Below are 15,079 nucleotides of genomic sequence, written 5' to 3' on the forward strand. Positions count from 1 at the left end.
CGTCCCCGAGCTGCGCTCAAGGCCCTGCATGCGCAGCCACCTCTTCCCCTGCCGAGGGGCGTCAAGGCGGCTTCCAGGGCGGCCCTCAAGCCGGTTTCTGAACCTCCGGCGAGGTGACGCCCTGTCTCACAGATCCTTTCGGAACACGGTGGAGCTGTGCCGGACGGCCATCCCGACGCGCAGGTACAGGTTCAACGCGCCGGTGTCCGAGTGCGTGCCGAGGGTGCAGGCCGGCCGACCCTGCTGATAGAAGGCGTGGAATGCGTTCCGGAGCAGGAGGCGGGCGATACCCCGGTCACGGTGGTCGCGTCGCACCGCAACCTCCTCGATGTAGCCCTCGTCGGTGTCCGGGAGGTCCAGCGAGAGCACAGCGCCCACGAGTTGGCCGTCGGCGAAAGCCAGCGGTGACATCGCGGGGGCGAAGGTGGGGCGCTCGACAGTGTGGCGGGCCCACTCCTCGTAGCTCTTGCGCCGCTGCTGCCACTCGTCGAAGGCGTCCTCGACGAGCTGATGTGCGGCGGGCTCGTCGCCGACCCGGAACGGTCGGACCGTGATGCCCGCGGGCGGCTCGGGCACAGCCGGCTCCTCCTGCATGAGGAACTCCAGCAGCCACTCGGTCACCATCGGCTCGTAGGCGCGCGAGCGCAGCAGGGAGACAGCGTTCGTGTCGCTGTCCGGGACGGTCTGGACGATGCGTGCGCTGCCCGCCTGCCGGGCCCGGGCCTCGGCCCAGGCCAACAGCGCACTGCCTAGGCCACGGCCCCGGTGCTCGGGGTGGACGTCCACCTCGGAGCGCCGGTTCACCCAGGCCCGAGCGACCAACTGCCCCGCCCGGTCATGGATCAGCCGGGTATCCAGCTCCGGGACCAGGCCAGGCCTTGCGAAGTCGCCGGCGATGCGCCCGAGATCGGTCTGCACCCGCCCGAAGAGCTTGCGCTCGCAGGCCGCGACCAGGCGATGGATTTCCCCGGCGTCGTCAGCGGTGGCGGGCCGGGCTCGGTATCCCGGCGTCAGCCCTGGCACGAGATCTGGCATCTGAGGACACTCCCAAGGCGGCGGTATGAACTACAGGCGCGGCAGAGCGAGATACGCACCTACTCCAGCGTCTTCCCCTTCGTCTCGGGGGAGACGAGAGTGACGGCGGCCGCCACCAGCATCAGAGTGATCGTGTAGCCGAGGAAGAGGTCGCCGCGGCCGCTGCCGGCCAGCCACGTCTGAAGGTACGGGGCGGTGCCGCCACAGAGTGCCACGCCGATGGAGTACGCGACGCCGATCCCTGAGGCTCGCACATGCGTGGGGAAGAGCTCCGCGAGGTAGGCCGGCAGAATCGACGACCCGAGCGCGATCAGAATGCCCGCGATGGACATGGACAGCGTGAGCTGCCAGACCTCGTCCTGGATCAAGCGGTTCAGGGGGTAGGTCACTGCCGCGCCGCCGAGCGTGAACATCAGGAGGCACGGCCGTCGTCCTATGCGGTCCGACAGCGCTCCGGCGAGCGGCAGCGTCGCGACCAGGACGGTGAGGGCGATGACGGCAGACCACAGCACGGCGGAGGCCGGGAGGTGTTTCACCCCGATCGCGTAGGCCGGAGCGGCGGTCACCCAGGTGTAGAAGAAGACGCTGCCACCTGCGGCGAGCGCCATGACGCGCAGTGCCGCGGCACGGTTCTTCCACAGGTCCCGTGCGAAAGAAGTACGGGACCTGTCCTGTTCCTCCGCGGCCAGTGCCTGCTCGTACGAGGGCGTCTCGCTCATCGTGCGCCGCAGGAAGAGGGTGATGATGCCCAGCACCCCGCCGACGATGAACGGCACCCGCCAGCCCCAGCCGTCCATCTGCTGATCGCTGAGCACGCTGGTCAGGGTGGCGCCGAGGAGGGTGGCGATGACGACGGCCGAGACGCCCGAGACATAGATGGTGCTGGACCACAGGCCGCGGCGGCGTGGGGGAGCCATCTCCGAGATGTAGGCGTGCGAGGCGGCGATCTCACCACCGTAGGCAAGGCCCTGAAGCAAGCGGGCGAGGACGAGCAGCGCCGACGCGCTCACGCCGATGTCCGAGTACGAAGGCGCGACACCGATCAGCAGGCTTCCGGCGGAGGCCAGGGCGATCGACAGCAACAGGGAAGCCCGTCGGCCGCGGCGGTCGGCGAACCAGCCGAAGAGGATGCCGCCGATCGGTCGCATCCCGAACCCGACAGCGAAGACCACGAGTGTGGAGAGCAGCGCGGAGAGCGAGTTCGTCGGTTTGAAGAACTGTGCGGCGAGGAACGGCGCGAAGACCGCGTAGACGTTCCAGTCGTACCATTCGAGCGCATTGCCCACGCCTGTGCCGAAGATGGTGCGCAGCTTCTGCCTGCGACCGGGGGGCGGTCCTTCGTCGACGTGATCCGCGATTGCCTCGTCGGTGAGGTCGATCTGCATCGGCTCCTCGGGTGTGATCGCTCCGGCCGGCACACGACCTCTGACCTGGTGCCGGGGACGGCTGTGCTCTGTTTGGGTAATCACAGTGGACGACGTCGCTCCTACTCGGGTCAGAACGCTGGCTTGGATCATAACTGGTATTGCGCCAGGTGATTTTACGGTGGGCGAGAGATTTTTCGCTTCGTCGAGCCGGTCACGACGAGTGACGGGATCTCTCGTGGATCGCTCGTGCCGAGCAGGATGATCGAGAACCAGGGTTGGGGCCCCGTCGCCGGGGGAATCCGTCATCACGCGGACGATCACGGTGTGCACGCGCACGGGCTGTCGGTCGTCCGGCAGGCGATGGCGGGCCAAGTGCGGCGGTCGAGGCGGCGGATCTTCACTGCGTCGCAGGCAGGAGGCCTTGAGTGGGTCGTTCGTACCCCGAGCTGAGGAACCGTCGGCTGACAGGTAACATCCGAGTCGCTAAATACCGCGACCGGAGGAAAGTTTTCATGCTGACCCCGATGCCCGCTACATCGAAGCGTGAACGTTCGGCCATGTACGAACGCTCTGTGATCGCGCCGGTCGACGCCGGCCGGAGTGGCGCCGGCGGGCACCGTCGCACGGCAGCGGGGACTGTCTCCTTGCCGCAGGCTCTGGTCCGCACGTCCATGGCCGCGGTGTCGGGCTTTTGGGGGATTCGCGGCCTTCGCGTGGGGACGGGGATGCCGAAAGCCCCGCTGAACCCGGCATCCGCAGGCGCGCGATGATCGGCCGGGACGAGGAGCTGCGGGCTCTGCGCGCGCTGCTGTCGGACGCGGCGGCGGGGCACGGCGGCGCGCTGCTGGTCCACGGCACCGCCGGCGTCGGCAAGTCGGCCCTGATGCGCCAGCTCGGCGCCGAGGCCGCCGAAAGCGGTTTCAGAGTGCTGCGGACCTCCGGGGTGGAGACCGAGCAGTGGCTGCCGTTCGCCGCACTGCAGCTGCTGCTGCATCCGATCGCCCGTGACATCCAGAACCTGCCCGCCGCACACCGGTCGGCGCTGAACGACGCGTTCGACGCCACGCAGACCGAGCCCCAGATATACCGGGTCGCACTGGCCGCGCTCGAACTCCTCGCCGACGCGGCCGACCGGCAGCCGCTCCTGCTGCTCGTCGATGACCTTCAGTGGGTCGACTCGTCCAGCCGGGACGTGCTCAAATTCGTCGCCCGACGCACCGGTGACCTCGCGATCGCGCACATCGCCGCCAGCCGTGTCCAGCCGACCGACGCGTACATTTATCCGGACCTGCGTCTGGAGCCGCTCGACAGGACGGCCGCCGCCGAGCTGCTCGACGCCGGCGCGCCCGAGCTGCCGGAGCCGGTACGGGCGCTCATCCTGGAGCGCGCCGAGGGCAACGCGCTGGCCCTGGTCGAGCTGCCCAAGGCGGCGCAGGGCATGTCCGCGCAGATGGACGACCTGCCGCTGACCCAGCGGCTGGAGGACGTCTTCGCGGCGCGCACCGGCTCGGTGAGCCGGCAGTGCAGCGCCTTACTGCTGGCCCTGGCCGCCGAGCCGGCCGCCCCGCTGAACCGGCTGCTGCAGGTATCGGGTCGCGTCTGCGGTTCGGAGGTCTCCGTGGACACGCTGCAGGAGGCGGTCGACGCGGGCCTGATCACGCTGGTCGGCCGTACCCCCGAGTTCGGGCATCCGCTGATGCGCTCGGCCATCTACACCCGCGCCGCGCTGACCGATCGGCTTGCCACCCACCGCGCCCTCGCGGAGGTGATGGACGACATTCCCGAGTGCCGGCTCGTCCACCAAGCCGCGGCCGCGATCGGCCCGGACGACGATCTGGCCGACCGGCTGGAGCGTTTCGCCGACGACTCCTACGCCCGGGGCAAGGTGGCGGCGGCAGTCCCCGCCCTGCGCCAGGCCGCAGACCTCGTCCTCGACCCGCAGCGCCGGACCGGCATCCTGGTCCGGGCCGCCGAGCTGGCCAGCGAGGTCAACGACCGTGTGAACACGCAGCTGCTGCTGGACCGCGCCGACATGAGCGCGCTCGGCCCGGTGGAGCGGGCCCGCCTCATGATCGTGTCCGACAAGTCCGCTTTCGAACCGGACAAGCCGCACCGGCGCATCCGGGACATGGTCACCGCGGCGGCCGAAGCGTTCGACGCGGGAGCCGGCGACGTCGCCGAGGACCTGTTGTGGCGTGCGGGGATCCGCTGCTTCTTCCAGGACGGCGACGCGCAGGTGCGCGCTCAGACCGCGGCGGAACTGGACCGGTGGAACCCCGATCCGGACGCCCCCCATGTGCTTGCGGTGCGGGGCTATGCCCAGCCGTACCGGTACGGGGCCCACGTGATCGCGCGGCTCGACAGTCTCGAGCCGGACCGCGAGGACGCCCGGATCCTGCACTTCTTCGGCACCAGCGCCATGTCCATCGGCGACTTCGACCGTGCCGGCCGCTACCTGGCGCTGGCGGCCACGGCGTGGCGGTCGCAGGGCAGGCTCGGGCTGCTCGCCCGCTCTCTGTCCGGCAACTATCCGCGGGTGTTCCTCGGCCAGCTCAACCGGGCCCGCGAGGAGTCCGCCGAAGGCCTCGCCCTGGCCGAGGAGACCGGGGAGTGGATGCAATGGCTGGGACTGAAGGCCACGGCCGGCCTGGTGGCCGTGCTGCGCGGTGACATCGAAGAAGCGGCGCAGTCGGTTCGCGAGCTGCGCAGACACAGCCTGTTCGCCGGTATGCGGTACGTCACAGTGATAGCGCAACAGGTCGACGGCCTGCTTGCTCTCTTCGACGGCCGTGCAACGGAGGCCTACGACATTCTCGCGTGTGCGTTCGATCCGACGGACCTGCACTACCACTCGATGCGTCGATGGCTGCTCGCGCTGGACCTGGCGGACGCCGCGGTGGCCGCCGGCACTGTGGAGCAGGCCCGGGAACTGCTGGTCGATCTTCCGGAGCTGGCCGAGCGACTGCCCTCGGAAGCGATGGTGGTCGCGCACGCCTACACCGACGCGGTGCTGGCTCCCGACGACACCGCCGAGGAGCGCTACGCCGCGGCCCTCACGACGCTCCCGGCCGGCTGGACGCTGGCCCATGCCCGGCTGCACCTGCACCACGGCCGCTGGCTGCGCCGGCAACGCCGCAACGTGGACGCGCGCACCCCGCTGCGACTGGCCCGCGACGCGTTCGACCGGATCGGCGCGCAGCCCTGGGCCGAGATGGCCCGCGAGCAGCTGCGCGCCACCGGCGAGTCCAGCGGCCGACGGCACGCCAACACCAGTGAGCAGCTGTCGGCCCAGGAAACGCAGATAGCCGTACTGGCATCACAGGGGCTGACCAACCGGGAGATCGGCCAGCGCCTGTTCATCTCCCACCGCACCGTCGGAGCCCACCTCTACCGGATCTACCCCCGCCTGGGCATCACCAGCCGCGGCAAACTCCCCGCCGCGCTCGCCGCACTCCACGAGGAAGGGCCCGAGGGGGCCGTCGCCGTCCGAGAAGGCGCCCGGAACGCGGGCTGAGCGGGTCGGGCGAAGCCGGGCGCAATGAAGGGGCGCGGGGAAGTGCGCGACCAGCCACGACGGCGCCGCAGCAGAACGCCGACGGCACATCGCGCCACTGCCGGCGGAGCGCTCAGGCGCCCAATGCCTGCCATCCCGGCGCGACCGAGTCTTCGCCGGAGCCGTTGATCGTGTGGAACAGCAGCCCGCGCTGGCGTGCGGGGTCGGTGAGCAGCCCGTGCAGACACCGTCGCCCGTAGTGCAACCGGGACTTCACGGTGCTCGGCGGGATGCTCAGGATCTCCGCGATCTCCAGGTAGGAGAAGTCTTCGACGTCGGCCAGGTAGACAACGATGGCGAGCTTCCGCGGGAGCCGCTCCAGTGCGACTTTCACCGCAGGCTCCGACAGCCGGCCCACGGCCTGCGCCTCGGCGGTCTGGGGAACATGCAACGTCGGGCGCTCTGCGTCTTCCGGCAACCGGCCGACGGAGCGTCGCAGCGGAGAACCCGAGCGCGCCGGGCGCTGTCGCTCGCCGCGGGCATCGAGCGCGGTCTCAGCCAGCAACCGGAACATCCACACCCTGACATCCGTCTGCCAGGTCAAGGTCCCGAAGGACTCGAAAGCCCTGAGGTAGGTCGCATGAATCAGGTCCGTGGCGTTGTCGCGATCGCGGGTCAGCTGCTCCGCGGCCGCGTACAACCGGTTGAGGAACGGCATGGTCGCCTCGTGGAAGAGCGCGAAGAGCTCGGCCGGATCCGCCGCGGTGGCGGCAGGGCCGTCCGAAGTGCCGGTGTTCGCCGAGGTGGCCATCTCGTCGTCCGCGCTGTCGGCGACAGGGATGCGGAGGGACGGCAGGCCCCGGACGGTGCTCGGTCGTTCTCGGCCAGGACGCGGCGTGCTGCGACACCCCGCATCCTCGGCGCTGGACCGGTCGCCGGGGGTGTCGCCGGCGCCGTCCAGAGCCCTCACGACAGGGCCGCGCTCCGCCAGAGTGCGGACGACGATTCCGCCGACGGCCCCGGTTCCGCCGGTGACGACGGCGAACTTGGGTGCGGTGGAGTGAGGTGAGGTGTCGGGCATGGGGAGCTCCAATACCAGTGAGGGGGTACGTGCGTCGGACTTGTCGGTGCGCTCGTTCGCCACAGCCGTGCGGACCGGCTGCACAGGAGCATCTTTGGCCTGCCAGCCGGAACGTGTTGTAAGTCTGACCGCAACACCGGCACCGGTGCCTCTGTCATACGACTGGAGAATCGGACCCGAGGCATAAGTCATGGCGTCCATGGCCGTAGGTAGGTGCACTACCCCTGCGTGCGCTTCCCCGGCGGCGTCACCTCGCAGCAGCCCGGCCGTGGCCGGGGCCGTGCCGTGCCGTGCGTCGCAGAGTAGTAGAGCAGGGCCGCAGGGCGGTAGAGACGGCGGCCTCGGTCAGCGGCCCGGGACTCGGCCGGCTGGTGGTTCAGCAAGGGCAGGTCGGTCCGTTACTCGTACCGGTACTTCAGCGAGTCCGCCTCCGCCTGCTCGATGTCGGCGATCGTCAGCTCCGGCATCCGCAGCTGGGCCAGCGTCACCTCGGCCGAGGCGGGCTGGGCGTCCGCCGACAGCCACTGCTCCGGCTTCCAAGCTCCGCTGCGCAGCAGTGACTTGGGGCAGTGCGGGTAGACCTCCTCGATCCCCAGCACCAGCGCACTGGCCGGTGGCTTGCCCACGGCGGTCAGCTGCGACAGCAGCTCCGGGCGGGTGGAGACGCAGGCCCGGCCGTTCACTCTGAGCGTGGTGGTGCGTCCCGGAATGACGAACAGCAGCCCGGCCCGTCCGGTGGCGATGACGTTCTGCAGGGTGTCCAGACGCTTGTTGCCGGTCGCGTCCGGTATCGCCACCGTCCGTGCGTCCAGGACGGCGACGAACCCGGCGGGGCCGCCGCGCGGCGAGACGTCGCAGTTGCCCTCGGCGTCCGCGCTGGCGACCAGGACCAGCGATGAGCAGCCGATCAACCGCCGGGTCTGCTCGGTGAGTTCGGTCATCTGTTTCCGCACAGCCGCGTCGCTGGGGAGTGCGTAGACCCGGCGCAGCGCCTCCTGGTCGGGGACGGCGTCGAGGCGGAGCGAGTCGAAGGCGCTGCCGGTAAGAGGTGTCGTCATGTCCCCCGACCCTAATGGGCCAGGGCCGACCTGCGATTGATTGATCTCGGTCGGTGAGCGTAGGGACTCGGGCGGTCAGTCGGCGACTTCGGTCGGTTCGGCAAGCCGTGCTTCGAGCGCGGCGGCGTCGAGGAGATGGACGCCGATCCCCGCCAGCTCGGACAGCGCCGAGTCGGTCACCCGGGAGACCGCGTCCCGCACCAGTGCGATACGGAAGTCCCGCTCGGATGCCTGCACGATGCTCGCCCGCGGGCAGTTGGGCAGGTTGCAGCCGGCGAACACCAGTGTGTCGACGCCGAGTTCACGCAGCAGCTCCTCCAGGCAGGTGCGGTGGAAGGCGCCCCAGCGGGGCTTGAAGACCGCGTAGTCGTACGGTCCCAGCCGCTGAGGCCGGCCCGACAGGAGCAACTCCGGATCCAGCGCGGGCGCTCCGTCGGGGAGGATGCCGTCGGCCGGCTCACTGCCCGGCGTGCCCGGCGCGGCGATCCGCACCCCCGACTCCAGCAACTGCCGCCGTACCAGGTCGGCGTTGCCCCCGCCCTCCTCGTACAGGCGCACGACGTGCACGACCGGTCGTCCCGCGGCGCGAAAGGCGGACACGGTCCGCCGCAGTGCGGGGAGGATCTCCGTGGTGCCCGGCACTCCGTACGGGGCTTCGGAGAGGAAGTCGCGCTGCACGTCGATCGTGATCAGGGCGGATGTCGCGAAGCGCGGTGCGGTGTAGGGGTCTTGGAGACCGGGCTCAGCCGTCGTCATGACGCGACCCCACGTGGTCGGCCCGGTGCTGTACCGAGGGGCGTGCTGGTGGAGGAAGCCGATGCGGCGCCGATCACGCGGCTGGACGAGGGCCGGACGGAGGCGGTCAGCGCTGTCGCGATCCCGGCACCCCGTCCGAGACGGCGCTGGCGGAGGGTCGTGGGCCTCCCCGGCAACCCGTACGCCGCCCTGACCGCTGCCCACACGCTCCTCGCCCCGCTCCTGGCCGGCCTCACCGGACGCCCCTGCCGGACCTGCTCCGCATCCCGCTCACCGGACGCCCCCTGCCGGACCTGCTCCGCATCCCGCTCACCGGACGCCCCCTGCCGGACCTGCTCCGCATCCCGCGCACCGGCGACATCCGCACGGCCCCGGCCGCACCCGCCTGATCCCGGTCACCTGGGACGGCGCCACCGCCCACCCCGTCGGCGGCCACCGCCCCGCCTTCCTGCACGGAGCCGCTCTCGCCGACGCCCTCGCCGCCCCCGACTGGCAGCCCGGCCACCCGATACCCCTGATCCTGCTCACAGGCTGAAACGAGAATCACCCGACGCCGGACTCAAGACTCGATCTCGGCGCGCGTACCGACGCGGGCGTCACGCAGACGCGCGGCCTGCCCAATGCTGTACGTCGGCACACCGAAACCCTAGGGAGCCGCACATGCTGCTGCGTCAGCTGGAGTACCTGGTCGCGCTCGCCCGCGAGCGTCACTTCGTCCGCGCGGCGGCAGCCTGCTACGTCTCCCAGCCGTCCCTCTCCGCGGCGATCCGCCGCCTGGAACACGAGCTCGGCGTGCCGATCGTGCGGCGCGGCAGACGCTATGAAGGGCTCACGCCGGAGGGCGAAGTGGTGCTCGCGTGGGCGCACCGCATCCTCGCCGAACGCGACGGACTGCGGCAGGAGTTGTCGGCGCTGCGCGACGGGCTGGCCGGCACGCTCCGCCTCGGCGTGGTGCCCACGGCGCTCCCCACCGCGTCCTTGCTGACGAACCCGTTCTGCGATGCTCACCCACGGGCACGGGTGAGCATCGAGTCCCTGTCCTCCACCGAGATCACGCACGGGCTGGCCGAGTTCGAACTGGACGCGGCGATGACGTACCTCGACGACGAGGCGCTGGCCGGCCTGGGACGTCTGCCCCTGTACGAGGAGCGGTACGTCCTGCTCACCCCGGCCGACGGCCCCCTCGCGGCAACGCCGACCGTCAGCTGGGCGCAGGCCGCCGTCCTCCCGCTGTGTCTGCTCGGCCCACGGATGCGCAACCGCCGCATCATCGACGAGTGCTTCGCCGCGGACGGCGCCACGGCGGTCCCCACGATCGAGTCGGACACCGTCGCCGGGCTCTACGCCCAGCTGCCCGGCGGGCGCTGGTCCAGCGTGATCTCCCACGCGTGGCTGCACATGTTCGGCGTACCCGACGGCATGCGCGTGGTGCCGCTGGACCGCCCCGCGCACGGCCCGCGCGTAGGACTGGTGACCGGCCCCGGCGACCCGCCCTCCGTGCTCGCCGGGGCGCTGCTGGCGGTGGCCCGGGCCGCTGACGTCCGAAAGTCCCTGGACGAGCTCCTGCGCACGTACCTCGACGGACACGGGTGATAGCCGCCGCCTATACGGCTATAGCCAGGATCGCTTTGACCAGGGCGTTTCATGGCGAGGAACGTGAACAGCACCTTCCCGCAACGCCAGTTGAGGAGCCGACACATGGCCAAGGTGCTCTGCGTCCTGTACGACGACCCCACTGACGGATACCCGACGACGTACGCCCGCGACGACCTCCCCGCCATCGACCGCTACCCCGGCGGCCAGACCACCCCCACCCCCGAGGCCGTCGACTTCACCCCGGGCCATCTGCTGGGCAGCGTCTCCGGCGAACTCGGCCTGCGCACCTTTCTGGAGAAGGCCGGGCACACCCTGGTCGTCACCTCCGACAAGGACGGCGACGGCTCCGTCTTCGACCGGGAGCTGCCCGATGCGGACGTCGTGATCTCGCAGCCGTTCTGGCCGGCGTACCTCACCCCCGAGCGGATCGCCGCCGCGCCGAACCTCAAGCTGGCGATCACCGCCGGCATCGGCTCCGACCACGTCGACCTCGACGCGGCCGTCGCGAACGGAGTGACCGTCGCCGAGGTGACGTACTCCAACAGCATCAGCGTCGCCGAGCACGTGGTGATGATGACGCTGTCGCTCGTCCGCAACTACCTGCCCTCGCACCAGGTGGTGCTGGACGGCGGCTGGAACATCGCCGACTGCGTGGCCCGTTCGTACGACCTCGAAGGCATGCACGTCGGCACGGTCGCCGCCGGCCGCATCGGCCTCGCCGTCCTGCGCCGCCTCGCGCCCTTCGACGTCGAACTGCACTACACCGACCGGCACCGGCTGCCCGAGGACATCGAGCGCGAGCTGGGGCTGATCTGGCACGAGAGCGCCGCCGACATGGTCCCGCACTGCGATGTCGTCACCATCAATGCCCCGCTCCACCCCGAGACCGAAGGCCTCTTCGGCGACGAACTGCTCGCGAAGACGAAGCGCGGCGCCTATCTCATCAACACGGCCCGCGCGAAGATCGCCGACCGGGACGCCATCGACCGCGCCCTGCGCAGCGGCCAGTTGGCGGGTTACGCGGGCGACGTCTGGTACCCCCAACCGGCCCCCGCCGACCACCCCTGGCGCACCATGCCCCACCACGGCATGACCCCGCACATCTCCGGCTCCTCCCTCTCCGCCCAGGCCCGCTACGCCGCGGGCACCCGCGAGATCCTGGAGTCCTGGCTCGCGGGCCGCCCGATCCGCGACGAGTACCTGATCGTCGACGGCGGCCGTCTGGCCGGAACCGGCGCGCACTCCTACTCGGTCAGCAACTGAACCGCGGAGGCCGCCGTCCGCCCACCCGGACGGCGGCCTCTCCGCCCACCACCAGCACACGCCGAAGGCAACGGAGGCCACCGCGCCCGGTCTCGCCCCCGACCGGCGGTTCGCTAGCCGCGCCGCCAGGCGGGGTTCAGCCGGATCTCGATGTCGTCGGACGACGTCTCCGGCGCCGGGTCGGCGGTTACGCGGACCCGTATCGGACGTTCGGTGTCCGCCTCGACGAACGACAGGGGCGGGCGGCCTTCCTGCAGGTGCTTGTCGCCCCATTGCATGAGCGACAGGAACACCGGCAGCAGGTCCTCGCCGGCCTCGGTCAGCCGGTACTCGTCGCGGGCCCGGCGCCCCGGGTCCCGGTAGAGAACGGGCGCAACGATCTGCGCGGCCTTCAGCTGCTTCAGCGCCCGTGACACTGCGGGCGCTGAGGTCCCGATCCGCTCCACGAAGTCCTCGAACCTGGTCGTGCCGTAGAAGCATTCGCGGACCACCAGGAACACCGTCTTGGTGTTGAGCAGGTCCAGCACCCGGCCCGCCGAGCATCCGTCGCCGATCGACCAGGCATCCCGGTCGCGCATCCGTTCCTCGAACTTCATCGCCACCCCGCCAGTGTAACTAACGATTGCGTTATCCAGCCCGCGCGTGATTCCATCTCACTAACGACCTCGTTAGCCAGGTGAGATGCAGGCACGCCGGGCACCTGACCTTCTCGGCCGCCCGGTGACGCCCCACCCCGACACTTGAGGAGACGCGAACCGCCATGCCGTTGTGGACCATTCATCACACGCCCGGAATCTTCACCGACGCGGAAAAGCATCGACTCGCCTCCCACATTGCCGACCACTACGAAAAGGCCGGGCTGCCCCGGTTCTACGTGGTCACGCTGTTCCACGAGACCCGGCCCGAGGACTTCTACGTCGGCGGGGAGCCCACCCCGGTCGGGGTCCGCATCGCCATCGACCACATCGCCCGCCACAACCCCGACCGGGAGAGCCGGCGCCGCACCGCTCAGTGGGTCAAGAGCATGCTCCAGCCCCACCTCGAACGGACCGCAGGGCTGCACTGGGAGTTCCACATCGACGAGACCAGCGACGACCTCTGGATGATCAACGGGTTCGCGCCGCCCCCGGCAGGCTCCGACGCCGAGAAGCTCTGGGCCGAGAACAACTCGGCGTCCGCATTCTGATCGCGCCGCCGGTACCGTCCCCGGAACGGACGGACCGCGCCGCCATCGGATCGCCGGTGTGCGCCCGCCAGGTTCGCCGCGACCGGGCCTGCGCACGCACACCCGCCCTTCCGCACGGACGTTCCTCTGCCTAGCGTTCGCCTTATGGATCAGCAACAGCAGGTGCTCGTACGGCACTTCGACCACTGTCCTTGGCTGTTCGCCGAGTCCGCGAGCGAGGAGCAGCGGCTTGCCCAGCGGGAGCGGCAGGAGGCGATCGCCGGGGACAGCGAAATCGGGGAACGGTGTTACGTCGCCGAGTCCGCCGCGGTGTTCCCCGACCGGCTGCGGCTCGGGGACGACTCGTACATCGCCGCTCATGCCTATGTCACCGGAGAGTTGACCACCGGTCCGGACTGCACGCTCAACCCCTTCACCACGGTGCGCGGCACGGTCGTCCTCGGCGACGGTGTGCGGATCGGCGCGCACACCTCACTGCTTGGCTTCAACCACTCCATGGCTCCTGACCGCCCGGTCTTCCGACAACCGCTCACCAGCAGTGGGATCAAGGTCGGCGACGATGTGTGGATCGGATCCCACGTGGTCGTGGTGGACGGGGTGACCATCGGCGACCACTGCGTCATCGGCGCCGGAGCGGTGGTGACGAAAGATCTTCCGGCCTGGACGATGGCCGCGGGGAACCCGGCACGCCCCCTGCGCGATCGGCGGAGCGCTCCCGCCGCGGCACCTCGGAGCCACCCCCTTGCCCGGTTCGCCGACACCGCCCGCGCACAGGCCGCCGACCTCCTCGACCGCTGTTGGGACGGCGGTCACTACGTCGACCGCCCCGGTACGGCGCCCACCGTACGGGCCCACTGCGACGCCGTGGAGATCGCCGACCTGCTGCTGAGCTCGGTGCCGGGGCAACTGTCCGCCGACGAGCACATGAGACGGCTGCGATCGCTCCAGGAGCCGGACACCGGCCTCGTCCCGGAGTTCGGCAAGCCGCTTCCGACGGCGGACGCCGACGGCTTCGTCGGCAAGGGGGAGGAGCTCTACCACATCCTGTCGGTCGGATACGCGCTCGATCTGCTGGGCTCCTCCTTCCTTCATCCCGTGTGCGGGGTCCGGGACATGTCGGCATCTCAACTCGTCGCGCGCCTGGACGGATTGCCGTGGCAGGACGGTGCGTGGGAGGCCGGGGCGTGGATCGACGCCTGGGCCACCGCCGCTCGCTGGAACCAGCGGCACGGCGAGCAGGACAGCGGTGCTCTGGAGGCGCTGTTCGGCTGGCTCTTGACCCGGAACGATCCATGGAGCGGCATGTGGGGCAGTCCGTCGGCGGAGGCCGGGCGGCTGCAGGTCGTCAACGGCTACTACCGGCTGACGCGTGGTTCGTTCGCCCAGTTCGGGCTGCCGGTCCCGCATCCGCATCGGGTCGTGGACTCGGTCCTGGACCACGCCCGCGACCCCCGCTACTTCGGGTCGGCGCGGGAGAACGCCTGCAATGTGCTGGACGTCGTCCACCCCTTGTGGCTGTGCACCCGGCAGCTCGGGACGGGGACCGGGGGAGAGGGCTATCGTACGGCCGAGATTCGCGCCTGGGCCGAGGGACAGCTGACTGCGGCCTTGTCGCGCTGGTGCGACGGCAAGGGGTTCGGCTTCGGTCCCGGGACCGCCGGGCCCGGGCTGGAGCCGGGCCTCCAGGGCACCGAGATGTGGCTGGCCATCGTCTGGTACCTGGCCGACCTGCTGGGCCGGTCCGACGACCTCGGCTACCGCCCGCGCGGCGTCCACCGCCCCGAGCCGCCCCGGCTCATCACCTGACCCCCGGAGCTGACCGGCACATCGGCTGACCCCCGGCGGGCGGCGCCGGGGCAGCACCGCCGGGTGCGTCCCGGCGGTGCTGGACGCAGGGCAAAGCCTCACCGATCGCCTCGCGGTCGGCCTGAGGCCGCGCCGGGGTCAGCCCGCCGCGGGCTGCGGCTCGTACTGCTCTCGCGCAACGGTCGGAGGCTCGCGCCGGAAGACGTCCTTCAGGTAGAGCACCAGGGCCGCGCCGAGCACCCACACCGGGAGGATCACCAGGGCGCGGGCCAGGCCGTCGTCCTGGAACCGGGACAGGCCCTGCATCGCCCGGACGCCCACCCCGACGGGCAGGATCTCGGACAGCGGGCGCAGCCAACCCGGAAGGTAGGCCGCCGGCATGATCCCGCCGCTGCTGCTGTTGCCGAGGATCAGCAGGAGGATCGAGGCGAGACTGAC

The 15,079-nt window shown here is 70.6% G+C and carries 11 protein-coding genes and 1 pseudogene; 5 read left to right on the forward strand and 7 right to left on the reverse strand.

All coding sequences use genetic code 11. The annotated features are described in order from the left end of the window. Positions 1–126 precede the first annotated feature (126 nt). Together ACWCPF_RS24730 and ACWCPF_RS24735 are read right to left on the reverse strand one after the other, a co-directional pair. Positions 127–1,035 (reverse strand): GNAT family N-acetyltransferase, encoded by a 909-nt coding sequence (locus ACWCPF_RS24730; RefSeq protein WP_451047246.1) that lies wholly within the window; start codon positions 1,033–1,035, stop codon positions 127–129. Positions 1,036–1,094: 59 nt separating this feature from the next. Then, positions 1,095–2,420 (reverse strand): MFS transporter, encoded by a 1,326-nt coding sequence (locus tag ACWCPF_RS24735; protein ID WP_451047247.1) that lies wholly within the window; start codon positions 2,418–2,420, stop codon positions 1,095–1,097. Positions 2,421–3,168: 748 nt separating this feature from the next. Here ACWCPF_RS24735 and ACWCPF_RS24740 point away from each other — a divergent pair. Further along, a complete protein-coding gene (locus ACWCPF_RS24740; protein ID WP_451047248.1) occupies positions 3,169–5,916 on the forward strand; it encodes an AAA family ATPase in 2,748 nt (915 codons plus the stop codon). A gap of 112 nt (positions 5,917–6,028) precedes the next feature. Here the strand turns inward: ACWCPF_RS24740 and ACWCPF_RS24745 are convergent, their stop codons facing one another. From ACWCPF_RS24745 to ACWCPF_RS24755, 3 genes are all read right to left on the reverse strand, one after another. Next, positions 6,029–7,177, reverse strand: a complete 1,149-nt coding sequence (locus tag ACWCPF_RS24745) for an RNA polymerase sigma factor (RefSeq protein WP_451047249.1) — start codon at positions 7,175–7,177, stop codon at positions 6,029–6,031. A gap of 197 nt (positions 7,178–7,374) precedes the next feature. Beyond that, positions 7,375–8,034, reverse strand: a complete 660-nt coding sequence (locus ACWCPF_RS24750) for an MSMEG_1061 family FMN-dependent PPOX-type flavoprotein (RefSeq protein ID WP_451047250.1) — start codon at positions 8,032–8,034, stop codon at positions 7,375–7,377. A 75-nt stretch (positions 8,035–8,109) separates the two neighbouring features. Further along, positions 8,110–8,790, reverse strand: coding sequence for a cysteine hydrolase family protein (locus ACWCPF_RS24755; protein WP_451047251.1), 681 nt, complete (start codon positions 8,788–8,790; stop codon positions 8,110–8,112). 660 nt (positions 8,791–9,450) lie between these two features. On the opposite strand from ACWCPF_RS24755, the gene ACWCPF_RS24760 reads away from it, so the two are divergent. After that, the gene (locus ACWCPF_RS24760; protein WP_451047252.1) at positions 9,451–10,383 is read left to right on the forward strand and encodes a LysR family transcriptional regulator; all 933 of its coding nucleotides are present in this window, start codon (positions 9,451–9,453) and stop codon (positions 10,381–10,383) included. Between the two features lie 105 nt (positions 10,384–10,488). Continuing rightward, entirely contained in the window at positions 10,489–11,649 is a 1,161-nt protein-coding gene (locus ACWCPF_RS24765; protein WP_451047253.1) for an NAD-dependent formate dehydrogenase, read from the forward strand. 113 nt (positions 11,650–11,762) lie between these two features. Here the strand turns inward: ACWCPF_RS24765 and ACWCPF_RS24770 are convergent, their stop codons facing one another. Next, positions 11,763–12,245 (reverse strand): winged helix-turn-helix transcriptional regulator, encoded by a 483-nt coding sequence (locus tag ACWCPF_RS24770; protein WP_451047263.1) that lies wholly within the window; start codon positions 12,243–12,245, stop codon positions 11,763–11,765. Positions 12,246–12,409: 164 nt separating this feature from the next. Between ACWCPF_RS24770 and ACWCPF_RS24775 the strand changes: the two genes are divergently transcribed. Then, on the forward strand, positions 12,410–12,835 hold the full coding sequence (locus ACWCPF_RS24775; RefSeq protein WP_451047254.1) for a tautomerase family protein: 426 nt from the start codon (positions 12,410–12,412) through the stop codon (positions 12,833–12,835). A 144-nt stretch (positions 12,836–12,979) separates the two neighbouring features. Beyond that, the gene (locus ACWCPF_RS24780; RefSeq protein ID WP_451047255.1) at positions 12,980–14,641 is read left to right on the forward strand and encodes an acyltransferase; all 1,662 of its coding nucleotides are present in this window, start codon (positions 12,980–12,982) and stop codon (positions 14,639–14,641) included. A 138-nt stretch (positions 14,642–14,779) separates the two neighbouring features. On the opposite strand, the pseudogene ACWCPF_RS24785 reads toward ACWCPF_RS24780, so the two are convergent. After that, positions 14,780–15,079 (reverse strand): annotated as a pseudogene (locus ACWCPF_RS24785) (hypothetical protein); the annotation flags it as partial.

It is taken from the genome of Streptomyces sp. NPDC001858 (assembly GCF_053594615.1).